The organism is Xanthomonas arboricola pv. guizotiae, from assembly GCF_002940205.1.
Lineage (GTDB): Bacteria > Pseudomonadota > Gammaproteobacteria > Xanthomonadales > Xanthomonadaceae > Xanthomonas > Xanthomonas arboricola_C.
On sequence record NZ_MDSK01000001.1, the window covers coordinates 72,652 to 94,751 of the forward strand.

29 protein-coding genes and 1 pseudogene are annotated in these 22,100 nt (G+C 63.1%); 5 read left to right on the forward strand and 25 right to left on the reverse strand.

Features of this window, described 5'->3' with window-relative positions; translation table 11 throughout:
* Positions 1-795 precede the first annotated feature (795 nt).
* Positions 796-1,257, forward strand: coding sequence for a cell wall hydrolase (locus XarbCFBP7408_RS00385; protein ID WP_016905076.1), 462 nt, complete (start codon positions 796-798; stop codon positions 1,255-1,257).
* A 28-nt stretch (positions 1,258-1,285) separates the two neighbouring features.
* Positions 1,286-1,559, forward strand: a pseudogene (locus XarbCFBP7408_RS00390) (glutathione binding-like protein); the annotation flags it as partial.
* A 124-nt stretch (positions 1,560-1,683) separates the two neighbouring features.
* On the opposite strand, the gene XarbCFBP7408_RS00395 reads toward XarbCFBP7408_RS00390, so the two are convergent.
* Positions 1,684-2,670 (reverse strand): malate dehydrogenase, encoded by a 987-nt coding sequence (locus tag XarbCFBP7408_RS00395; RefSeq protein ID WP_024938556.1) that lies wholly within the window; start codon positions 2,668-2,670, stop codon positions 1,684-1,686.
* A 116-nt stretch (positions 2,671-2,786) separates the two neighbouring features.
* Complete coding sequence (locus XarbCFBP7408_RS00400) at positions 2,787-3,281, reverse strand: peptidylprolyl isomerase (RefSeq protein WP_102252625.1); 495 nt, start codon at positions 3,279-3,281, stop codon at positions 2,787-2,789.
* Positions 3,282-3,499: 218 nt separating this feature from the next.
* Here XarbCFBP7408_RS00400 and typA point away from each other — a divergent pair, with 218 nt between their 5' ends.
* From typA to XarbCFBP7408_RS00415, 3 genes are all read left to right on the forward strand, one after another.
* Complete coding sequence (gene typA / locus XarbCFBP7408_RS00405) at positions 3,500-5,329, forward strand: translational GTPase TypA (protein ID WP_104560414.1); 1,830 nt, start codon at positions 3,500-3,502, stop codon at positions 5,327-5,329.
* Positions 5,330-5,399: 70 nt separating this feature from the next.
* Positions 5,400-5,819, forward strand: a complete 420-nt coding sequence (locus tag XarbCFBP7408_RS00410) for a DUF2127 domain-containing protein (RefSeq protein WP_181106502.1) — start codon at positions 5,400-5,402, stop codon at positions 5,817-5,819.
* Between the two features lie 105 nt (positions 5,820-5,924).
* Entirely contained in the window at positions 5,925-7,565 is a 1,641-nt protein-coding gene (locus XarbCFBP7408_RS00415) for an amidase (protein WP_258071970.1), read from the forward strand.
* Positions 7,566-7,736: 171 nt separating this feature from the next.
* Here XarbCFBP7408_RS00415 and XarbCFBP7408_RS00420 read toward each other — a convergent pair whose 3' ends face one another.
* From XarbCFBP7408_RS00420 to rpsC, 23 genes are all read right to left on the reverse strand, one after another.
* The gene (locus XarbCFBP7408_RS00420) at positions 7,737-8,864 is read right to left on the reverse strand and encodes a mechanosensitive ion channel family protein (protein WP_104560418.1); all 1,128 of its coding nucleotides are present in this window, start codon (positions 8,862-8,864) and stop codon (positions 7,737-7,739) included.
* Positions 8,865-8,950: 86 nt separating this feature from the next.
* Complete coding sequence (locus tag XarbCFBP7408_RS00425; RefSeq protein WP_039530484.1) at positions 8,951-10,342, reverse strand: class II 3-deoxy-7-phosphoheptulonate synthase; 1,392 nt, start codon at positions 10,340-10,342, stop codon at positions 8,951-8,953.
* A gap of 48 nt (positions 10,343-10,390) precedes the next feature.
* Positions 10,391-10,909 (reverse strand): disulfide bond formation protein B, encoded by a 519-nt coding sequence (locus XarbCFBP7408_RS00430; protein WP_039513404.1) that lies wholly within the window; start codon positions 10,907-10,909, stop codon positions 10,391-10,393.
* A 307-nt stretch (positions 10,910-11,216) separates the two neighbouring features.
* Positions 11,217-11,600: a 50S ribosomal protein L17 gene (gene rplQ / locus XarbCFBP7408_RS00435; RefSeq protein WP_003486665.1), complete on the reverse strand. Its 384-nt coding sequence runs from the start codon at positions 11,598-11,600 to the stop codon at positions 11,217-11,219.
* A 180-nt stretch (positions 11,601-11,780) separates the two neighbouring features.
* On the reverse strand, positions 11,781-12,779 hold the full coding sequence (locus tag XarbCFBP7408_RS00440) for a DNA-directed RNA polymerase subunit alpha (RefSeq protein ID WP_002811635.1): 999 nt from the start codon (positions 12,777-12,779) through the stop codon (positions 11,781-11,783).
* 53 nt (positions 12,780-12,832) lie between these two features.
* A complete protein-coding gene (gene rpsD, locus XarbCFBP7408_RS00445; RefSeq protein WP_024938562.1) occupies positions 12,833-13,459 on the reverse strand; it encodes a 30S ribosomal protein S4 in 627 nt (208 codons plus the stop codon).
* Between the two features lie 15 nt (positions 13,460-13,474).
* A complete protein-coding gene (rpsK, locus tag XarbCFBP7408_RS00450; protein WP_003486671.1) occupies positions 13,475-13,867 on the reverse strand; it encodes a 30S ribosomal protein S11 in 393 nt (130 codons plus the stop codon).
* Positions 13,868-13,877: 10 nt separating this feature from the next.
* Positions 13,878-14,234: a 30S ribosomal protein S13 gene (gene rpsM / locus XarbCFBP7408_RS00455; protein ID WP_003486672.1), complete on the reverse strand. Its 357-nt coding sequence runs from the start codon at positions 14,232-14,234 to the stop codon at positions 13,878-13,880.
* A 333-nt stretch (positions 14,235-14,567) separates the two neighbouring features.
* Positions 14,568-15,935 (reverse strand): preprotein translocase subunit SecY, encoded by a 1,368-nt coding sequence (secY, locus tag XarbCFBP7408_RS00460; RefSeq protein ID WP_016900648.1) that lies wholly within the window; start codon positions 15,933-15,935, stop codon positions 14,568-14,570.
* Between the two features lie 7 nt (positions 15,936-15,942).
* Positions 15,943-16,386 (reverse strand): 50S ribosomal protein L15, encoded by a 444-nt coding sequence (gene rplO / locus XarbCFBP7408_RS00465; protein WP_003486676.1) that lies wholly within the window; start codon positions 16,384-16,386, stop codon positions 15,943-15,945.
* A 4-nt stretch (positions 16,387-16,390) separates the two neighbouring features.
* Positions 16,391-16,582, reverse strand: a complete 192-nt coding sequence (gene rpmD / locus XarbCFBP7408_RS00470) for a 50S ribosomal protein L30 (RefSeq protein ID WP_064634203.1) — start codon at positions 16,580-16,582, stop codon at positions 16,391-16,393.
* Complete coding sequence (gene rpsE / locus XarbCFBP7408_RS00475) at positions 16,575-17,117, reverse strand: 30S ribosomal protein S5 (protein WP_003486682.1); 543 nt, start codon at positions 17,115-17,117, stop codon at positions 16,575-16,577. Before rpsE ends, rpmD begins: the two co-directional genes overlap by 8 nt.
* A 159-nt stretch (positions 17,118-17,276) precedes the next feature.
* Positions 17,277-17,636 (reverse strand): 50S ribosomal protein L18, encoded by a 360-nt coding sequence (rplR, locus tag XarbCFBP7408_RS00480; protein WP_010371104.1) that lies wholly within the window; start codon positions 17,634-17,636, stop codon positions 17,277-17,279.
* 88 nt (positions 17,637-17,724) lie between these two features.
* Positions 17,725-18,252 (reverse strand): 50S ribosomal protein L6, encoded by a 528-nt coding sequence (gene rplF / locus XarbCFBP7408_RS00485; RefSeq protein ID WP_104560420.1) that lies wholly within the window; start codon positions 18,250-18,252, stop codon positions 17,725-17,727.
* A gap of 15 nt (positions 18,253-18,267) precedes the next feature.
* The gene (gene rpsH, locus XarbCFBP7408_RS00490; RefSeq protein WP_010371096.1) at positions 18,268-18,666 is read right to left on the reverse strand and encodes a 30S ribosomal protein S8; all 399 of its coding nucleotides are present in this window, start codon (positions 18,664-18,666) and stop codon (positions 18,268-18,270) included.
* Positions 18,667-18,871: 205 nt separating this feature from the next.
* Positions 18,872-19,177: a 30S ribosomal protein S14 gene (rpsN, locus tag XarbCFBP7408_RS00495; protein ID WP_005917137.1), complete on the reverse strand. Its 306-nt coding sequence runs from the start codon at positions 19,175-19,177 to the stop codon at positions 18,872-18,874.
* A gap of 18 nt (positions 19,178-19,195) precedes the next feature.
* Complete coding sequence (rplE, locus tag XarbCFBP7408_RS00500; RefSeq protein ID WP_010371090.1) at positions 19,196-19,738, reverse strand: 50S ribosomal protein L5; 543 nt, start codon at positions 19,736-19,738, stop codon at positions 19,196-19,198.
* An 11-nt stretch (positions 19,739-19,749) separates the two neighbouring features.
* The gene (gene rplX, locus XarbCFBP7408_RS00505; protein ID WP_104560422.1) at positions 19,750-20,067 is read right to left on the reverse strand and encodes a 50S ribosomal protein L24; all 318 of its coding nucleotides are present in this window, start codon (positions 20,065-20,067) and stop codon (positions 19,750-19,752) included.
* A 15-nt stretch (positions 20,068-20,082) separates the two neighbouring features.
* Entirely contained in the window at positions 20,083-20,451 is a 369-nt protein-coding gene (gene rplN, locus XarbCFBP7408_RS00510) for a 50S ribosomal protein L14 (RefSeq protein ID WP_003486699.1), read from the reverse strand.
* A 14-nt stretch (positions 20,452-20,465) separates the two neighbouring features.
* Complete coding sequence (rpsQ, locus tag XarbCFBP7408_RS00515) at positions 20,466-20,735, reverse strand: 30S ribosomal protein S17 (protein WP_016900663.1); 270 nt, start codon at positions 20,733-20,735, stop codon at positions 20,466-20,468.
* An 11-nt stretch (positions 20,736-20,746) separates the two neighbouring features.
* Positions 20,747-20,932, reverse strand: a complete 186-nt coding sequence (rpmC, locus tag XarbCFBP7408_RS00520) for a 50S ribosomal protein L29 (RefSeq protein WP_104560424.1) — start codon at positions 20,930-20,932, stop codon at positions 20,747-20,749.
* Positions 20,932-21,345 carry a 50S ribosomal protein L16 gene (gene rplP, locus XarbCFBP7408_RS00525; RefSeq protein ID WP_011036127.1) on the reverse strand — a complete coding sequence of 138 codons (414 nt, stop codon included), beginning with the start codon at positions 21,343-21,345 and terminating at the stop codon, positions 20,932-20,934. Before rplP ends, rpmC begins: the two co-directional genes overlap by 1 nt.
* A gap of 5 nt (positions 21,346-21,350) precedes the next feature.
* Positions 21,351-22,085, reverse strand: a complete 735-nt coding sequence (rpsC, locus tag XarbCFBP7408_RS00530) for a 30S ribosomal protein S3 (RefSeq protein WP_024938565.1) — start codon at positions 22,083-22,085, stop codon at positions 21,351-21,353.
* Between the last annotated feature and the right edge of the window lie 15 nt (positions 22,086-22,100).

Genomic DNA, 22,100 nt, shown 5'->3' on the forward strand with positions numbered 1-22,100 from the left:
ATCGATGACATCGACGATCCCGGCTGCATAACGCCGTGCAGCCGCCACCACTTATATAAAAAGCCGCTGACGCATTTGTGCAGGATGCATGCAAGCTTGGCGCGCGATGTGGTGATGGGATGCACGGGCAATAACGTCGTAGCGCCTTGTGTCCCCTCGTCAGCATCGACGCGCATCGCGCAACGCGACCGCCTCCTGTGGCGATGACACCGCCGCGTTCTACGCTGCACGGGCAGGCGTTCGCAGCACGATCCCGGCAGCGGCACACATCACGCACACAGGTTATTCCTGCACCCTGCGTTCGCATCCGGACATGTCGCTGCGGCGGCGGAAACCTCAGTGCCCCAGCACACCCATCAGTGACGATGATGTGTACTACAGACTGCAATGGCGCTGCGTGCGTAGTCCATTGGCAACGCGTCGCGTAGCTTGAGCATCTGCGCAGACGCGCAACATCGCGGGCGCAGCGCGTCGAGATCCATCACAGCATCTGCTGTCGCCAGCGCGATGCGACGCACGCAACGAATGCAGCGCAGCGTGTCGTCGAGCGAAGCGATAGATGCAGCAAGCGATCACCCGCGTCAACCCCGCCTATTCAGCCGCGATTCTGTGATCGACGCCTACCTTGCGCCAACTTTTTGACCCGCCGCATTTGGCGGGCACCTCCGGTAGATCTTCTTTCGCCGGAGACCGGGCGACCCGTAGCAGGTCGCCTCCCCATGACGCCAAGCCCTCTGTACTGGTGCATCCACCTTGGATGCTCTGCGGATCGGCCCATACGGAGCAAGGAGTTATATGAAACTGGTGTGGATACTTTGGCTGTCGCAGTTGTTGCCGCAGCCGGCTGCAGATTCGTTGTGCTTGAGCACCACCGTCTACCTGGAAGCGCGTGACCAGACCTTGCGCGGCCAGCAAGCCGTCGCCGAAGTTGCCTTGCGTCGGCTGGACAGCGGCTTGTGGGGCGACTCGATGTGTCAGGTGGTCACTGCACGCAAGCAGTTCGCGCCCACCATCGTGGCTCCGGGAACGCAGCTGAAAAATGACGATGCCTGGAACAAGGCACTGGATGTGGCACTGGCTGCAGAGCGCAACTGGGCACTGCCGGTGGGTCAACGCAAGGAAATCGTGCCGGGCGCCAGTCACTTCGCCGCAAGCGCGATCGCAAGCCCGAGCTGGCGCAACGCGTACCAGGTGGCCACCATCGGCGACCACACGTTCTATCGCGTACAGAAGCTGCGTCCGCGCACCGCATCCTGACGCTGGCCACGCACTCACGCGTTGTCGTCAGGACGACGCGCTGATCGCGCGCGCCCATGACGACGCACGCAACAGGCAGGCTGCGCAGCTTGTGCGAACGTATCGACACGCATCTGCGGCGACGCGACTGGCTGGCAAGCGACACCCACACCAACGCCGATGCGTATCTGTTCGTGACGCTGCGATGGGCGCAGAAGGTGGGCGTGGACCTGGGCGGCCTGAGCGCAGTGCATGCGTTCGTGCAGCGCATGCTGGACGATGCGGATGTGCAGGCCGCATTGCAGGCCGAAGGCCTGGCCTGAGCCGAGAGCAGCGCACGAAGTGATCGGTGCAGCGGCCACGCGTCCCGCACCGCATCGCATGAGCGCCACATAAAAAACGCCGGGCATTGCCCGGCGTTTTCATTACAGCAGCGAGGCGAGACACTCAGCCCAGCAGATGCGACACGCCGCTGCGCTCTTCTTCCAGCTCGGCCAGGGTCTTGTCGATGTACTTCTGGCTGAAGTCGTCGATCGGCAGATCCTTGACCAGGGTGTACTCGCCGTTGGCGGTGGTCACCGGGAAGCCGAAGATCACCCCTTCCGGAATGCCGTAGGAGCCGTCGGACGGCACGCCCATCGTCACCCACTTGCCGTTGCTGCCCAGCACCCAGTCACGCACGTGATCAATGGCGGCATTGGCGGCCGACGCAGCCGAGGACAGGCCGCGCGCTTCGATGATCGCCGCGCCGCGCTTGCCCACGGTCGGGATGAAGGTGGACGCGTTCCATTCCTGGTCGTTGATCGCATCGCCGATGGATGCGCCATCGGCGGTGGCGAAACGGTAGTCCGGGTACATGGTCGGGCTGTGGTTGCCCCAGACCACCAGCTTCTCGATGCCGCCGACCGGCTTGCCGAGCTTCTGCGACAGCTGGCTGAGCGCACGGTTGTGATCCAGACGCAGCATGGCGGTGAAATTCTTCGGATTCAGATCCGGCGCCGACTTCATCGCGATGTAGGCATTGGTGTTGGCCGGGTTGCCGACCACCAGCACCTTGACGTCACGCTTGGCCACCTTGTTCAACGCCGCGCCCTGCGCGGTGAAGATCTTAGCGTTTTCCAGCAGCAGGTCCTTGCGCTCCATGCCCGGGCCGCGCGGACGCGCACCGACCAGCAGGGCGACGTCGATGTCCTTGAACGCCACTTCGGCGTCGTCGGTGCCGACCACGCCGGCCAGCAGCGGGAATGCGCAGTCTTCCAGCTCCATGATCACGCCCTTGAGCGCGGCCTGGGCCTTTTCATTGGACAGTTCCAGCAATTGCAGGATCACCGGCTGGTCCTTGCCCAGCATTTCGCCGGAGGCGATGCGGAACAGCAGGGCATAGCCGATCTGGCCGGCAGCGCCGGTCACGGCAACACGAACAGGTGCTTTCATGGGGAGTTTCCTCTGCTAAAAAACATGGGTGAAGGTGCACGCTGGCGTGGCGCAGGGCCTGGCGGCGCGCAGTGACAGACGAACGGCCGCGCAAGGCGGCCGTTCGGGGAAAGACATCAGGCGGCGAGGATCTTGTTCCACTCCGCGACGCGGTCGGCCTTGGCAGCCAGCACGGCATCGGTATCGCCTTCGATCGTCACCTTGTTGATCACATCGCCCTGGGCGACGGCATCGACCACGTCCAGGCCCTGGGTGACCTTGCCGAACACGGTGTGCTTGCCGTCCAGCCACGGGGTGGCGGTGTGGGTGATGAAGAACTGGCTGCCGTTGGTGTTGGGGCCGGCATTGGCCATGGACAGCACGCCGCGCTCGTGACCGACGCCGTTGTTGGCTTCATCCTCGAAACGGTAGCCCGGGCCGCCGCGGCCGGAGCCTTCCGGGCAGCCGCCCTGGATCATGAAGTCGGCGATGACGCGGTGGAAGCTCAGGCCGTCGTAGAAGCCGCGCTGGACCAGGTTGACGAAGTTGGCGACGGTCAGCGGGGCCTTGTCGGCGAACAGCTCGACCGCGATCGGGCCGCGGGTGGTGTCGAAATGGGCAATCAGGGACATGGAAATCCTTGCAGGTTTCAGGGTGTATGACAGCCCATTAGGATACACCCGGGCGTGCAGGCGACCGTGCAGGTTGGACCATCGTCGGGGGTATCCCGGCAAGATGAATGGGCGTCTTGGCCCACTTGGCGGCCGAACGCAACGGCACGGCGACGAAACCGCTATAATGTCGGGCTTACCTCATCTCAAGACTGGCGCCAGACAGGGGCCCTTTCCGCATGTCTATCGAAAAACTCCGCAATATCGCCATCGTCGCGCACGTTGACCATGGCAAGACCACCCTCGTCGACTGCCTGCTGAAGCAGTCCGGCACCCTGTCCGAACGCACCGTGCTGGCTGAGCGCGTGATGGACAGCAACGACCAGGAAAAGGAGCGTGGCATCACGATCCTGGCCAAGAACACGGCCATCACCTGGAACGGCAACCGCATCAACATCGTCGACACCCCGGGACACGCCGACTTCGGTGGCGAAGTCGAGCGCGTGCTGTCGATGGTGGACTCGGTGCTGATCCTGGTCGACGCGATGGACGGCCCGATGCCGCAGACCCGCTTCGTCACCCAGAAGGCGTTCGCGATGGGCTTCAAGCCGATCGTGGTGGTCAACAAGATCGACCGTCCCGGCGCACGCCCGGACTGGGTGATCGACCAGGTGTTCGACCTGTTCGACAAGCTCGGCGCAACCGACGAGCAGCTGGACTTCCCGATCGTCTACACCTCCGCCCTGAACGGCTACGCCAGCCTGGATTCGAGCGTGCGCGACGGCGACATGACCCCGCTGTACGAAGCGATCATGCAGCACGTCTCGGCACCGGACGTGGATCCGGACGGCCCGTTCCAGATGCGCATCAGCCAGCTGGACTACAACAACTTCGTCGGCGTGATCGGCATCGGCCGCATCCAGCGCGGCGTGCTGAAGAAGAACATGCCGGTCAGCGTGATCGACCGCGAAGGCAAGAAGCGTCAGGGCAAGGTGCTGCAGGTGCTGGGCTTCCTGGGCCTGGAGCGCATCGAGCAGGACACCGCCGAGGCCGGCGACATCGTCGCCATCTCCGGCGTGGCCGAGCTGACCATTTCCGACACCGTGTGTGCGCTCGACGCCCCGGAAGCGCTGCCGGCGCTGACCGTGGACGAGCCCACCATCTCGATGACGTTCCAGGTCAACAACTCGCCGTTCGCCGGCAACAAGGACCTGTCCGGCGGCAAGTTCCTGACCAGCCGCCAGCTGCGCGACCGCCTGGACCGCGAGAAGGTGCACAACGTGGCACTGAAGGTCGAGGAAGGCTCCGACGCCGACAAGTTCCTGGTCTCCGGCCGTGGCGAACTGCACCTGTCGGTGCTGATCGAGAACATGCGTCGTGAAGGCTACGAGCTGGCCGTGTCGCGTCCGGAAGTCATCATCAAGGAAATCGACGGCAAGCAGATGGAGCCGATCGAACAGCTGGTGGTCGATATCGAAGAACAGCACCAGGGCGGCGTGATGGAAAAGCTGGGCACCCGCAAGGGCCAGCTGAAGAACATGGAGCCGGACGGCAAGGGCCGCGTGCGCCTGGACTACATGATCCCGGCGCGTGGCCTGATCGGCTTCCAGAACGAGTTCCGCACCCTGACCCAGGGCTCGGGCCTGCTGTTCCACGTGTTCGACCATTACGGTCCGAAGGAACAGGGCGCAATCGCCAAGCGCCAGAACGGCGTGATGATCGCCAACGCGGCGGGCGCCACCCCGGCCTACGCGCTGGGGCCGTTGGAAGAGCGCGGCCGCCTGTTCGCTGCCGAAGGCGACAACGTGTACGAAGGTCAGCTGATCGGTATCCATTCCAAGGACAACGACCTGACCGTCAACGCGATCAAGACCAAGCCGCTGACCAACATGCGCGCCTCGGGCAAGGACGATGCGATCAAGCTGACTCCGGCGATCAAGTACACGCTGGAGCAGGCTCTGGACTTCATCGAGGACGACGAGCTGGTGGAAGTCACCCCGAAGGAAATCCGCCTGCGCAAGAAGTTCCTGACCGAAAGCGACCGCAAGCGCGCTGGCCGTTCCGGCTAAGCACGGGACGTCCATCTCCGTGAGCAACACGCCCTACAGCCCGGATCCGCGTGCGCATCCGGGGCTGCACATGATCGCCTTGCTAGAGGCGGTCAAGGGGACGCTTGCGCTGTTGGCGGCGACGGGCCTGGAAATTCTGGGCCCGCTCCCGCTGCAGAACGCGGTCAGCACGCTGATCCGCCGCTTCAACCTGGATCCCGACCACGGCGCACTGCCGTCGTTGCTCAAGACCATCAGTCCCGATGCGGTGCATCTGGCCGCTGCCGCCATGCTGGCCTACGGCCTGCTGCACGTGGTGGAAGCCTGGGGTCTGTGGCGTGCCAGGGCCTGGGCATCGCTGCTGGGCTGCCTGTCGGCGGCCATCTACCTGCCGTTCGATATCTACGCCATCGTCCGCCATCCCGGCTGGACCGCCTGGGGCGTGCTGGCGATCAATCTGATCGTGGTCGGCGTGCTGGCACGCGATCTGATCAAGCGCCGGCGCCGCTGACCCACCCTGCCCATATGCGGGCATGTCATACACATTGTCACCCCGACGCAGCGCCGTTAGCCTGCGAACAGGCCCCGGGGAACACCGCCAATGCGATCCACCACCTTGTCCTTCGCGCTGCTGCTTGCGCTGTGCGGCTGTGCGCATACCGAAAGCCTGACCCCGGCCGGTGCCAACGCAGCCACTGCCAGGCAAGACGATCTGATCGACGCCGACATCGTCGGCCTGCAGGCACGCATGGCGTCCGGCACGACCAGCAGCCTGGATCTGACCCGCGCCTACCTGCAGCGTATCGCCACCATCGATCGCGCCGGGCCCACCCTCAATTCGGTGATCGAACTCAACCCGCAAGCCGAAGCCGACGCACGTGCATTGGACGCCGAACGCCGCGCCGGCCATGTGCGCGGTCCCCTGCATGGCATTCCGGTGCTGCTCAAGGACAACATCGATGCGCTGCCGATGGTCAACAGCGCCGGCTCGCTGGCGCTGGCCGATTTCAGGCCCGGCCGCGATGCGTTTCTGGTACAGCGCCTGCGCGCTGCCGGCGCGGTGATCCTGGGCAAGACCAACCTGAGCGAGTGGGCCAACTTCCGCTCCACCACGTCCAGCTCCGGCTGGAGCGCACGCGGCGGGCTGACCCGCAATCCGTACGCGCTGGATCGCAATCCCTGCGGCTCCAGTGCCGGCACCGGCGCGGCGATCGCCGCCAGCCTGGCCACGGTCGGCATCGGCACCGAAACCGACGGCAGCATCACCTGCCCGGCTTCGGTCAACGGCCTGGTCGGGCTCAAGCCGACCGTGGGCCTGGTCAGCCGCGACGGCATCATTCCGATCTCGGCCAGCCAGGACACCGCCGGCCCGATGACGCGCAGCGTCGCCGATGCGGCCGCCGTGCTGCAGGCGATCGCCGCGCCCGACCCGCAGGACCCGGCCACCGCCAAGGCGCCGGCGACCAGCGTGGACTATCTCGGCCACCTGAAGCCCGACGGCTTGCGTGGGGCGCGCCTGGGCCTGTTGCGCAACCCGCTACGCGAGGACCCGGCCATTGCAGCGACGCTCGACCGCGCCGTGCAGACGCTGCGTGCTGCGGGCGCCACCGTGGTTGAGACCGCCCTGGTCACGGATGGCAAGTGGGATGCTGCCGAGCAGATGGTCTTATTGGTCGAATTCAAGGCCGGCCTGAATGCTTACCTGCAACGCCACGGCGCGCCGGTGGCGAGCCTGGAACAGGTGATCGCCTTCAACCGCAAACATGCGCAGCGCGAGATGGCGTATTTCGGGCAAGAGCTCTTCGAACAGGCGCAGGCAGCGCCCGATCTCGACGACGCGGGGTATGTGAGCGCGCGCGCCAGCGCCAAGCGATTGGCCGGCCCGAAAGGCATCGATGCCACACTGAAGGCAGATCGCCTGGATGCCTTGATCGTGCCCACCACCGGCGAGGCGTGGGTCACCACGCTTGGCAAGGGCGACGCCTTCCCCGGCGCCGGCTATGGCGCCGCAGCGGTGGCTGGCTACCCGAGCCTGAGCGTGCCGATGGGACAGACCCAGGGCCTGCCATTGGGTCTGTTGTTCATGGGCACAGCCTGGAGCGAGCCGCGCCTGATCGAGCTGGCGTATGCGTACGAGCAACGCAGCCATGCGCGCTTTACGCCTGGTTATGCGCAAAGCGCGCCGGCCGTGCAGGGCCGGCCCCCTTCACAGACTGCGCCTTCTATGCCGGTGTCGGCGCCGCGCAAACATGATTGACCGCGCCACGCGTGGCCGTAAGGCGCAGCTGGCAGGCGGTGACACACGCTGCGAGTGCAGGCGCCATTGATGCCTGCGCTACCCAGTGCATGCGCAAGAATCGGGACGGCTGGTGCTCACACAACTCCCAGCCGCATCCATTAAACCTCTGTATCCAGCTGCAGATACACGCTAAATCGTCGTCGCAGGTTCGCCGTCTTCAGCGCCCGGCGATCGCACACTTTCTTGTGCGATCGGCTCGGCAGCATGCGATGGCGCTTTTTCCTGCGCAGCGATTTCGGCGCGGATCCTCGGCAATGCATAGGCATGCTCGCGGGTCAGGAAATCGATCATGCGTTCGCGCACCAGACAGCGTAAATCGAAGGCATCGCCGGAATTGCGTGCGCTCACCAGCAGTCGTACCTGGATGGTATTGTCGCTGGTGTCGGTAATCTGGGTCACGCACACGCGGCCGTCCCACAGCGGCTCGCTATGGCAGATACGCTCCAGTTCCGCGCGTACCGCTGCAATCGGGGTGCGGTAGTCCAGCCACAGGAATGCGGTACCGAGCAGATCGGCGCTGCTGCGCGTCCAGTTCTGAAACGGGTTTTCGATCCACCAGGTCAACGGCACCACCATGCGCCGCTCGTCCCAGATCCGCACCACCACATACGAGCTGCCGATCTCCTCGATGCGGCCCCATTCGCCTTCCACGATCACCACATCGTCCAGGCGAATCGGTTGGGTCAGCGCAATCTGCAGGCCGGCGATCAGGTTGCCGAACACCGGCTTGGCCGCGATACCGGCCACCAGGCCGATGATGCCGGCCGAGGCCAGCAGCGTCTTGCCGATCTGGCGCACCTGCGGAAAGGTCAGCAGCACCACCGAGATGCCGAGCAGGATCACCGCGCCCATCACCACCCGGCTCAGCACGCGTGTCTGGGTCTGGATGCGCCGAGCGGTGAGGTTGTCGGACACCTCGATCGGGTTGCTGCGCAGGATCGCCATCTCGCCGGCAGCGACGGCGCGCACCAACAACCAGGTCACGCAGCCGACGATGCCGACATGCAGCAGGTGCTGCACCGCCGCCAGCGCCTTGCCGGCCAGCGGCGTCGCTTCGGTGGCGATGCCCAGAAACAGCAGCGGCAGGATGAAGGCTGCCGGCAGCGTGATTACGCGAATGATGCGCGCACGGCGATAGTCGCGGCCCTGCATGCGGCGGAACAGCCACAGCATCAACGACCAGGTGACGATGCCCGCCAGCAGCGCGGCACCAAGCGGGATTGCGTATTCGCGGATGACGTTCCAATCGGCAGTCAAACCGTTCCTCCTGTGGGGGGGAAAGAGGGATGGCTGCAGCATCATGCCGCACGCGGCATGAGCATCACGTCATGCGTACGGTGACATCACGCGCCCAGCGGCTGCGACGCCACCTGTTGTTGCTTGCGCACGATCGCCATTGCGATTTCCAGCGACTGCTCGTAGTTCAGCCGCGGATCCACGCTGGAGCGATAGGCCCGCTCCAGATCGCGCTCGGTCAGCTCGCGCGCACCACCTGTGCACTCGGTGACGTCTTCGCCGGTCAGTTCCAGATGCACCCCGCCCAGCCGCGTCCCGGCGGCCGCATGCAGATCGAACGACAACTCGACCTCGCTGCGGATATTGTCGAAACGCCGTGTCTTATAGCCATTTCCGGTGCTTTCGGTGTTGCCGTGCATCGCATCGCACACCCACAGCACCCGACGTCCATCGCGCTTGACCGCCTCCAGCAGCGGCGGCAACTTCTCGGCGATCTGCGCCGCGCCCATGCGATGGATGAAGCTCAGGCGGCCGGGTTCGTCTTCCGGATTGAGCACGTCGATGAGACGCAACAGCTGATCCGGCTGCACCGACGGCCCCACCTTGATCGCGATCGGATTACGTACGCCACGCAGATACTCCACATGCGCGCCATCCAGCGCGGCGGTGCGCATGCCGATCCACGGGTAATGCGTGCTCAGGTTGAACCACCCCCACTGCCGCGGCACCTGCCGGGTCAGGCCTTCCTCGTACGGCAGCAACAGCGCCTCGTGCGAGGTGTAGAAGTCGATGCGGTTGAGGTTGTAGACCTCCGCGCCGGACAAGGTCTCCATGAAGCGCACCGCATCGCCGATCGATGCCACCATCTTCTGGTAGTCCGCCGCCAGCGGCGAATACCCCACCCAGTCCAGATTCCAGTATTCGGGATGGTGCAGGTCGGCAAAGCCGCCGTCGATCAAAGCGCGTACGAAATTCATCGTCATCGCCGAGCGCGAATGCGCGGTGATCATGCGCTGCGGATCCGGCACGCGCGCCGCTTCGGTGAAGGCCGGCGCGTTGATCACATCGCCGCGGTAGCTGGGCAAGGTCACCCCGTCGCGGGTCTCGGTATCGGCCGAGCGCGGCTTGGCGTACTGCCCGGCAAAGCGCCCTACCCGAACCACCGGCAGGTGCAGACCATGCACCAGCACCAGGCTCATTTGCAGCAGCACCTTGAGGCGATTGGAGATCGTGCCCGATTCGCAATCGCTGAAATTCTCGGCGCAGTCCCCGCCCTGCAGCAGGAAGCGCTTGCCCTCCTGGGCCTCCGCCAGCTGGCGCTTGAGCGCAAAGATTTCCCAGGAGGTCACCAGCGGCGGCAGCTGCCGCAACTCGCCCAGCGTGTGTTCCAGCGCAACGGCGTCCGGGTAGACCGGCATCTGCAACGCCGGACGCTGCCGCCAGCTCTGCGGCGACCACTGGTCTGCCTGGTTGACCGACGAATGAGGGGAAGCGGACATCGTGAACTCCAGAAATCTCGGGCGCCGGCCAGCGCCGGAACGAAACGATCAGAACAATTTGCGCGGACCACGCTGCCTGAAGCCGGCATACAGCGCCCACAGCGCCAGGCCCACGAACCACAGCATGCTCCACATCGGCATGCTCAGGCCCAGAAAGCGCCAATCGATATTGCCGCAGTCGCCAGTGCCGGTCAGCACGGTGCGGAACACTTCGAACGGACCCATCGTCTCGCTCAGGAAGCTCAACGGCGGCCCGCAGGAAGACATCATGTCCTTGGGACGGATCTGCACCCAGACATGCCGCGCTGCAATGCCCATGCCCACCCCGGCAGCGATGAAGCTCAGCACGCCATAGAGCTTGCGCGTGCCCGCAGCCCGCGGCCCATGCAAGGCGCCCAGCAGAAACAGCACCGCCAGCGCAGCAAACGCGATCCGCTGGAAGATGCATAGCGGGCAAGGCTCCAGTCCGAGATGCAGCTGCACATAGATCGCATAGGCAAGCAGTCCTGCGCACGCAAGAAAGCCCAGCAAGAACTGCGCCCGGAAACCCCAACGAAATGGATTCATCGCTATCGCTTGCCTAGGATCGAATGCCCGATTATCAGCCATCGCCGCCGCGGTGACCACGGATGCCTGCATCGGGCAGGTTGCATGGCGGCCGGCCCCGTACAAGCATGCGTGTCAACTGTCGTGCGCGCTCGCTGTAGACCGGGCGACGCCACCCGGAGGCGGTCGTGCGTGATCATGGGTGAGCCCTGCGCGCCGCTGCTGCTGAAACACCGATACCAAGATCGACCGCCATGGTCCGGCACGGGCAATAAAAAAGCCCGGCGCTAGCCGGGCTTTTCGAGAATCTTTGCCAAGCGCGAACCGATTACTCGGCCACTTCCTCGGCGACGACTGGACGGTCGACCAGCTCGACATACGCCATCGGCGCATTGTCACCGGCACGGAAGCCGGCCTTCAGGATGCGCAGGTAGCCGCCGGGACGGGTCGCGTAACGCGGGCCCAGTTCGACGAACAGCTTGCCCACCGCTTCCTTGTCGCGCAGGCGAGCAAACGCCAGACGACGATTGGCAACGCCATCGACCTTGCCGATGGTGATCAGCGGCTCGGCCACGCGACGCAGTTCCTTGGCTTTCGGCAAGGTGGTCTTGATCAGCTCGTGCTTGAACAGCGAGGCGGCCATATTGCGGAACATGGCTTCGCGATGCGCGCTGGTGCGGTTGAATTTACGACCGGATTTCTGGTGACGCATGAGTGTGATTTCCTAAGGAATGTTGAGACTGCTTCAGAAACGTTGTCGCCATCCTGGCGCTGTTGAATGGACTGCGGTTGGTCCGAGCCGGCCGTCCTTTGACCGGATGTCACCGCGGGCTCTGGCCCGTCGATGTAAAAAAACAGCATGGGCGCCCGAGGACGCCCATGCGGTGATGCATTAACCAAGCATGCCGTGCTGGGCGACACCGGCCGGCGGCCAGTTCTCCAGCTTCATGCCCAGTGCAAGGCCGCGCTGTGCCAGCACTTCCTTGATTTCGGTCAGCGACTTCTTGCCGAGGTTCGGGGTCTTGAGCAGCTCCACTTCGGTCTTCTGGATCAGATCACCGATGTAGTAGATGCTCTCGGCCTTCAGGCAGTTGGCCGAACGCACGGTCAGCTCGAGGTCGTCGATCGGGCGCAGCAGCACCGGATCCACGCCGCTGGCAGCCGGCTTGGCCGCACCGCGATCGCGGTGGGTGAAATCGCCGAACACCGACAGCTGATCGCTGAGGATGTCGGCGGCGGTGCGCACGGCTTCCTCGGCATCGATCGTGCCGTTGGTCTCGATATCGATGACCAGCTTGTCGAGGTCGGTACGCTGTTCAACGCGCGCAGCTTCCACGGCGTAGGCAACGCGACGCACCGGCGAGAACGACGCATCCAGCATCAGACGACCGATGGTGCGGGTCTCTTCGTCCGGACGACGACGCGCGGCAGCCGGCTGGTAGCCGAAGCCACGCTCGATCTTCAGGCGCATGTTCAGCGCCGTGTCCTTGGTCAGGTGGCAGATCACGTGGTCGCCGTTGATGATCTCGACGTTGTGATCGGTCCTGATGTCGGCCGCAGTGACCGTGCCCGGACCCTGCTTGGACAACGACAGCGTCGCGCTGTCGCCACTATGCATACGAATCGCCACGTCTTTCAGGTTGAGCAGGACGTCAAGCACGTCTTCCTGCAGCCCTTCGACCGTGGTGTACTCGTGCAGCACGCCGTCGATCTCGACCTCGGTGATCGCAAAACCCGGGATCGACGACAACAGCACACGACGCAGGGCATTGCCCAGCGTGTGCCCGTAACCGCGCTCCAAGGGCTCGATCACGACCTTTGCGCGATTGTCGGTAAGACGTTCGATCTGCGGACCACGGGGGCGCAGAACCTGGTTGGCGGTAACCGTCATGTTGCGGGGTCTCCTGCGAACCTCCGGCGGTGCCGGAGGCTCTCCAATGTGAATTACTTCGAATACAACTCGACGATCAGCGCTTCGTTGATATCCGAAGGCAGGTCAGCGCGATCCGGAACGGCCTTGAACACGCCGCTGAACTTCTTCGAATCGACTTCGACCCACGACGGCGTCATGTCGTGCTGCTCAGCCACGGTCAGGGCTTCCTGCACGCGGAGCTGCTTCTGTGCCTTTTCCGACAGCGTGATCGCATCGCCAGCCTTGATCTGGTACGAAGCCAGATTCACCGACTTGCCGTTGACCAACACGCCACGGTGCGACACCAGCTGGCGCGCGGCCGGACGGGTGACGGCAAAGCCCATGCGGTAGCAGACGTTGTCCAGACGGGTTTCCAGCAACTGCAGCAGGTTCTCGCCGGTGTTGCCCTTCTTGGTCGAGGCCTTCTTGTAGTAGTTGCGGAACTGACGCTCCAGCAGACCGTAGATACGCTTGACCTTCTGCTTTTCGCGCAGCTGGGTCGCATAGTCGGAGAGCTTGCCTTTGCGAGCCGCGCCATGTTGGCCGGGCTTCTGCTCAAGCTTGCACTTGGAGTCCAGCGCGCGCGCCGGGCTCTTGAGGGAAAGATCGACGCCTTCGCGGCGGGCGAGCTTACAGGTAGGACCGATATAACGAGCCATTTCTTATCGCTCCCTTTAGACGCGACGCTTCTTCGGCGGACGGCACCCGTTGTGCGGGATTGGCGTCACGTCGATGATGTTGGTGATCTTGTAGCCCACGTTGTTCAACGAACGCACGGCCGACTCACGGCCCGGACCCGGACCCTTGATACGCACTTCCAGCGACTTCACGCCGTAGTCGAGCGCAGCGCGGCCAGCCTTTTCGGCGGCAACCTGAGCAGCGAACGGGGTCGACTTGCGCGAACCACGGAAGCCGGCGCCGCCGGACGTAGCCCACGACAGTGCATTGCCCTGGCGATCGGTGATGGTGACGATGGTGTTGTTGAACGAAGCGTGGACGTGAGCGACGCCGTCAGTGATGACGCGCTTGATCTTCTTCTTCGTTTTCTTTTCTGCTGGCTTTGCCATGATCTATCCCTTACTTCCTGATCGCCTTGCGCGGACCCTTACGGGTGCGGGCGTTGGTACGGGTGCGCTGACCACGCAGCGGGAGACCACGGCGATGACGCAGACCGCGATAGCAGCCCAGGTCCATCAGTCGCTTGATCGCGATACCGATTTCGCGGCGCAGGTCGCCTTCGACGACATACTTGCCGACCTCGGCGCGCAGGCGCTCGATTTCGGGTTCGGACAGATCACGAATCTTCGTGGTCGAGGTAACGCCTGCGGATTCGCAGAGCTTCTTCGAACGGGTACGGCCGATGCCGTAGATGCTTTGCAACCCGACCCAGACGTGCTTCTGGGCTGGCAGGTTGACGCCTGCAATACGCGCCATGACGCGATTCTCCAACTGAGTGATGGCCCGACGGCGCCCAGGCGCCACCCGGCAGGATGGATCAAAAGTGAACTCGGAATTGTAGCAAGGCCTCGGATTGCTTTGAAGCCCGTGGAACCAAAAGTTCCATGGACCCGGCGTGGGGAGTGTGCCCTCGCTCCGGCGCCGGACGATGTTGATCCAGAAGACTTCTCCGAATCGCCTGTACTACCCCCCGCACAGGACCACCTCGCCACACCCGCGCGCGAGACGTCGCGCGAGCCGCCCTTCTGATCGGAAGATCGTGGCCCGGGAACCAGGCCGTCTTCACGCAATGAAGATCTAGTGTACCACTTAACTGCGCGCCAGACCGCCGCGCGAGCCACCCTTGAGGTTGGCCTTCTTCAGCAGACTCTCATACTGATGCGACATCAGATGTGCCTGGATCTGTGCGATGAAGTCCATCACCACCACCACGGCAATCAGCAACGACGTACCACCGAAGTGGAACGAGGTGCCCAGCTGCGTGCGCATGATTTCCGGCAGCAGGCAGACGATCACCAGGTACAACGAACCTGCCGCGGTCAACCGGGTCAGCACGCCGTCCACATAGTCGGCCGTTGCCTTGCCCGGACGGATACCCGGAATCAGTGCGCCCGACTTTTTGAGGTTGTCGGCGGTTTCCTGCGAATTGAACACCAACGCGGTATAGAAGAACGCGAAACCGATGATCAGTGCGGCGAACACCAGCATGTGCACCGGCTCGCCGGGCCCGAGCGCATTGGCAATCTTCTGCAGCCACGAACCCACGCCGCTACCGGAAGCAGCCTGACCGGACCACATCGACAGCGTGGCCGGGAAGGCCAGGATGCTGGACGCGAAGATCGGCGGAATCACGCCTGCCATATTGAGCTTCAGCGGCAGGAACGAGGTCTGGTTCATGTACGCATTGCGACCGCCCTGGCGGCGTGCGTAGTTGACCGTGATACGGCGCTGCCCGCGCTCGACGAACACCACGAACAGCGTAAACGCCAGAATGGTGATGACGATCAGCAGCAGCGAGATGAAGCTCAGATTGCCTTCGCGGAAGGCCTCGACGGTCTGGATCGCCGCCGACGGAAGGCCTGCCACGATGCCGGCAAAGATGATCAACGATACGCCGTTACCGATGCCACGCTCGGTGACCTGCTCGCCCACCCACATCAGGAAGATGGTGCCGGCGGTCAGCGCAATCACCGCGGTGAGCACGAAGCCCATGCCCGGCGCATACACCACCGGCGCGCCACCAGGCGCGGTCTGGTTCTGCAGTGCCAGCGCGATACTGCCGCCCTGCACCACCGCCAGCAACACCGCGCCGATACGCGAATACTGGGTGATCTTGCGTCGACCGGATTCGCCTTCCTTCTGCATCGCCTTGAGGGCGGGAAAGATATGCGTGGCCAACTGGATCACGATCGATGCCGAGATATACGGCATCACGTTCAACGCAAAAATACTGAAACGGTGCAGGGCGCCGCCCGAGAACATGTTGAACATGTCCACGATGCCGCCGCCCTGCGCCTGCATCAACGAAAGCATGGCATCGGGATTCACGCCAGGCACCGGCACATAGCAGCCGATGCGATAGACGATCAATGCCCCGAGGACGAACAGTAGCCGCTGGCGAAGTTCCGTGAACTTGCCGAGCCCGCCACCGAGGTTACCAATGCCAGCCTGCGCCATCTGCCGATTACTCCTCTACGCTGCCGCCGGCAGCTTCGATTGCCGCCTTGGCGCCTGCGGTCGCCGCAACGCCCTTCAGCACGAACTTCTTGCTCAGCTCGCCCTTCAGCACGATCTTCGCCTTCTTGGCGCGGCTCGGGACCAGGTTGGCCGCACGCAGCGCTGCAAAGTCGACATCACCGGCATCCAGCTTGTCCAGCTGGTAGGACAACACTTCAGCGGTATCGCGCGCCATCTTGGAGCGGAAACCGATCTTCGGCAGACGGCGCTGCATCGGGGTCTGGCCGCCTTCGAAGCCGGCCTTGATCTTGCCGCCACCCTTACGGGCGAACGAACCCTTGTGACCGCGACCAGCGGTCTTGCCGAGGCCCGAACCGATACCACGACCGACGCGGGTGCGCTCGGTACGGGCGCCGTCGGCCGGCTTGAGGTCATTAAGACGCAGAGTCATTGAGTTACTCCTCAACCTTGACGAGGTAGTGAACCGTATTGATCAGACCACGCACCTGCGGGCTGTCTTTCAGTTCACGCACATCGTTGAGCTTATTCAGGCCCAACGCACGCACCGACAGGCGATGACGCGACTGGGTTCCACGCAGGCCACGCACCAGGCGCACCTTCACGGTCTTGTTGGTGTCATTAGCCATGGTTGAGCTCCTCGACCTTCTTGCCGCGCTTGGCAGCAACACGTGCCGGCGACTGCACTTCCGACAGACCCTTCAGGGTTGCACGGACCAGGTTGATCGGGTTACGCGAACCAACTGCCTTGGCCAGCACGTTCTTGACGCCAACCGCTTCCAGCACTGCGCGCATGGCGCCGCCAGCGATGACGCCCGTACCTTCCGACGCCGGCTGCATGTAGACGCGTGCTGCGCCGTGGCCCGACTTGACGGCATGCCACAAGGTGCCGTTGTTCAGATCGACAGTTGCCAGGTTCTTGCGCGCCTGCTCCATCGACTTCTGGATGGCGACCGGCACTTCGCGCGCCTTGCCATACCCGAAACCGACCTTGCCCAGACCATCGCCGACCACGGTCAACGCGGTGAAGGTGAACTGGCGACCGCCCTTGACCGTCTTGCTGACGCGATTGACCGCGACCAGCTTCTCGATCATGCCATCGTCGACTTTCTCTTCGCGGTTACGGTCGCGATCACGACCCCGCGGTGCACGTTCTTCTGCCATCTTGATTCCTTGACTGATTGAGTATGTACGGCTCGAAGCCGCTTATGGTTGTGGAGTCACGCTGTGTTCCCGGCACCGTTGCAAAAGAACGGGACGGTCCGGCATCTCCCCTGCCGGCGGTAACGCGGATGTGGTCGATGACCGCATCCGCAGCAGTACTTAGAACTGCAGGCCGCCTTCGCGCGCTGCATCGGCCAGCGCCTTGATGCGGCCGTGGTAGCGGTAGCCCGAGCGGTCGAATGCGACCTTCTCGATGCCCGCAGCCTTGGCGCGCTCGGCGATCAGCTTGCCGACCTTGACGGCCGCATCGCTGTTCTTGCCGTTCTTCAGGCCGTCCTTGACGTCGGCCTGCAGGGTGTTCGCCGCAGCGATCACCTTGGAACCGTCGGCGGTGAAGACCTGCGCGTACAGATGCTGACCGGTGCGCAGCACCGACAGACGGGCGACGCCCAGCTCACGGATGTGCGAGCGGGTGGACTTGGCGCGACGCAGACGGGCGATGTTTTTGTTGATGCTCATGATATGTGTCCTACGGAAGCTGAAGGGAGAGCGCGTTCCTGTCAAAAGTCCGCACAGGGATGTGCGGGCTCTTGCGAGGGACTCGCCATTAAGCCTTCTTGGCTTCCTTGCGAATGATGACTTCACCGGCGTACTTCACACCCTTGCCCTTGTAGGGCTCCGGCGGACGGAAACCGCGAATCTTGGCGGCAACTTCGCCGACGCGCTGCTTGTCGGCGCCCTGGACCACGATTTCGGTCTGGGTCGGGGTCGACAGCGTGATGCCTTCCGGCGCCACGAACACCAGCGGGTGCGAGAAGCCGAGCGCCAGGCTCAGGTCCTTGCCCTGCATGGCGGCACGGTAACCGACGCCGACCAGCTCGAGCTTGCGCTCGAAGCCCTCGGACACACCCTTGACCATGTTGGCAAGGATGGCGCGCACGGTGCCGGTGATGGCGATCTGCGACGGTTCGTTGGCCGACAGCGTGGCAACGTCGCCGTCGATGGCGATTTCGACGCCAACCGGCTTCGGCAGGGTCAGGGTGCCCTTCGGACCCTTGACGCTGACCAGCTCGGGCTGGACCTTGAGTTCAACACCCTTCGGAAGGGAAACAGGCTTCTTGGCTACACGGGACATGATCGATTCCTTCCCTTAGGCCACGAAGCACAGGACTTCACCACCAACGCCGGCTTCGCGAGCCTGCGCATCGGTCATGATGCCCTTCGACGTGGAAATGATGGCGATACCCAGGCCACCCAGGACCTTGGGCAGCTCGGTCTTGCCGCGGTACTGGCGCAGACCCGAGCGCGAGAAACGCTTCAGGGTCTCGATGACCGGACGGCCTTCGAAATACTTCAGCACGATTTCCAGCTCCGACTTGTTGTTCTCGGTCGCTGTCACGCGCAGGTCGGTGATGTAACCCTCGTCCTTCAGGACCTGGGCGATCGCGACCTTGATCTTGGACGACGGCAATTTCACCGTCTGCTTACCAACCGCGGCCGCATTCTTGATGCGTACCAGCAGGTCGGCGATGGGATCAGTCATGCTCATATGAGTACCTTTGAGTGCACCGATATCCGCTTTCGCGAAAATCTTGTGTTTTCCTGGGGATGGGCCAGGACCCTTGACGCCATGCCAGGCCCGTGCGGGCAAGACAGGAGCGGAAGTATACGACAAAAGAGCCCGACTTGCGTCGGACTCCCGTGTTGAACAGAACCATCCTGTTCAAGCCGGCCGCGAACGGCCGACACTGCTGTTACCAGCTTGCCTTGCGCAGGCCCGGAACGTCGCCGTTCATCGTGGCCTTGCGCAGCATGTTGCGACCCAGACCGAACTTGCGGTAGACACCGCGCGGACGACCGGACAGCTCGCAACGGTTGCGATGGCGGCTCGGCGACGAATCGCGCGGCAGCTTCTGCAACTTGGTCGAGGCATCGATCTTCTCTTCGTAGGACGCATCCTGACTGGAGAGGATCTTCTTCAGCGCATCACGCTTGCCGGCGAATTTCTTCGCCAGCTTTGCACGCTTGATGTCGCGGTGGATCATGGAGGTCTTTGCCATTTCGGATGTCCTCGACGGTCAGTTACGGAACGGGAACTTGAACGCTGCCAGCAGCGCCTTCGCTTCCGCATCCGTCTTGGCGGTGGTGGTGATGGCGATATCCATACCGCGAATCGCGTCGACGGCGTCGAAATCGATTTCCGGGAAGATGATCTGTTCCTTCACACCCATGTTGAAGTTGCCACGACCGTCAAAGGAGCGACCGGAAACACCACGGAAGTCGCGCACGCGCGGCAGCGAGATGTTGATCAGACGATCCAGAAACTCGTACATCTTGGCGCGACGCAACGTGGTCTTGCAGCCGATCGGCCAACCGTCACGAATCTTGAACGATGCGACCGAAACGCGCGACTTGGTGACCACCGGCTTCTGACCGGAGATCTTGGACATGTCGGCGACCGCATTTTCCAGAATCTTCTTGTTGGTAGCCGCCTCGCCCACGCCCATGTTGAGCGTGACCTTAACCAGCTTCGGCACTTCCATCGGATTGGTGTAGCCGAATTCCTTCATCAGGGCCGGCACCACGTTTTCCTTGTAAAACTTTTCGAGACGAGTGTTCATGATCGCATTCCTCAGGCGTCGAGCGCCTCACCGCTGGAGCGGAACACACGCAATTTGCGTCCATCCTCCAGCACCTTGAAGCCAACGCGCTCGCCCTTGCCCGTTGCCGGGTTGACGATATTGACGTTGGAGATATGGATCGACGCTTCACGCTCGACCACGCCGCCGGCGACACCCGCCTGCGGGTTCGGCTTGGTGTGGCGCTTGATGACGTTGGCGTTGGCGACGATCACGCGATCGCCGTCCACACGCACGACTTCACCCTGCTTACCCTTGTCCTTGCCGGTGTTGATGACGACCTGGTCGCCCTTCTTGATACGGTTAGCCATGTATATGTCCTCCGCTCACAGCACTTCGGGAGCGAGCGAGACGATCTTCATGAACTTCTCGGAACGCAGCTCGCGCGTCACCGGCCCGAAGATGCGGGTCCCGATCGGCTCCTGCTTATTGTTCAACAGCACAGCGGCGTTGCCATCGAAGCGGATCAGCGAACCGTCGGGACGGCGCACACCCTTGCGGGTACGCACCACGACGGCGTCGTAGACTTCGCCCTTCTTGACCTTGCCACGCGGAATGGCGTCCTTGACGGTCACCTTGATGATGTCGCCAATGTGTGCGTAACGGCGCTTGGAGCCGCCCAGCACCTTGATGCACATCACTTCCTTGGCACCCGAATTGTCGGCGACATCGAGGTAGCTCTGCATCTGGATCATGATTCAGATCTCCCTTATTCGGCCGAACGGGTGACGATTTCGACCACCCGCCAGTTCTTGGTCTTGGACATTGGAGCAATCTCGGTCACACGCACGACATCGCCTTCGTTGCAGGCATTGTCGGCGTCGTGTGCGTGGAGCTTGGACGAGCGCTTGATGTACTTACCGTACAACGGGTGCTTGACCTGGCGCTCCACCAACACGGTGACCGTCTTGTCCATCTTGTTGCTGACGACACGGCCTTCGACCGTGCGCAGCGCTTGCTTTTCGTTGTTGTCGCTCATCGCGGCCGTCCTTACTTGGTGCTGCCGAGCAGGTACTTGACGCGAGCAATGTCGCGGCGCACCCGGCGGGTATCGTGGGTCTTCGGCAGCTGGCCGGTGACCTGCTGCATACGGAGCGAGAACTGCTCCTTACGCAGATCGGTCAGGTGGGCCTTCAGTTCGTCAGCCGACTTCTCGCGGAGTTGTTTGATATCCATCAGCGCACCGTCCGGGTCACGAAAGTGGTGGTCACCGACAATTTCGCGGCGGCAAGGCGGAACGCCTCACGTGCGATATCTTCGGGAATACCCTCGATTTCATAGATCATGCGGCCCGGCTGAATCTGCGCGACCCAGTACTCCACGTTGCCCTTGCCGGAGCCCATGCGGACTTCGATCGGCTTCTTGGTGATCGGCTTGTCGGGGAACACACGAATCCACATCTTGCCGCCCTTCTTGACGTGGCGGCTGATCGTACGACGTGCTGCTTCAATCTGACGCGCGGTCAGCTGACCGTGCGCGGTTGCCTTGAGGCCGTACTCGCCGAAGCTGACGGCGTTTCCGCTCCATGCCAGGCCGTCGTTACGGCCCTTGTGCATCTTGCGATATTTGGTTCGCTTGGGTTGCAACATTGCCGTTACCTCGCTTCACGAGCCGGGCGCGAAGGACGATCACCACGGTCGCCGCGATCGTTACGATCGTTGCGCGGGCTGTCGTCCTGCTTCTCCTGGCCAACCTGGGAGAAGTCGAAGACCTCACCCTTATAGATCCAGACCTTGATGCCGATGATGCCGTACGTCGTGGACGCCTCGGCAAAACCGTAATCGATGTCGGCACGTAGCGTGTGCAGCGGCACGCGGCCTTCGCGGTACCACTCCGAACGGGCGATTTCTGCACCGTTGAGGCGGCCAGCCACATTGACCTTGATGCCCAAGGCACCCAAGCGCATCGCGTTGCCGACCGAGCGCTTCATTGCACGGCGGAACATGATGCGACGCTCAAGCTGCTGCGCGATCGACTCGGCGACCAGCTGCGCATCCAGCTCCGGCTTGCGCACTTCGGTGACGTTGATGTGGGCAGGAACACCCATCATCGCGCTCACTTCCTTACGCAGCTTTTCGATGTCCTCGCCACGCTTGCCGATCACCACGCCCGGACGGGCGGTGTGGATCGTCACGCGGGCGGTTTTGGCAGGGCGCTCGATCAAGATCTTGCTGATACCTGCCTGCGCGAGCTTCTTGCGCAGCATTTCACGCACTTTCAGGTCGGCTGCCAGGTAGGCGGCGAAGTCGGCCTTGCTTGCGTACCACTTGGAATTCCAGTCCTTGGCGATGCCAAGGCGAATTCCAGTCGGATGAACTTTATGACCCATGGTCTTTTCCTTTCC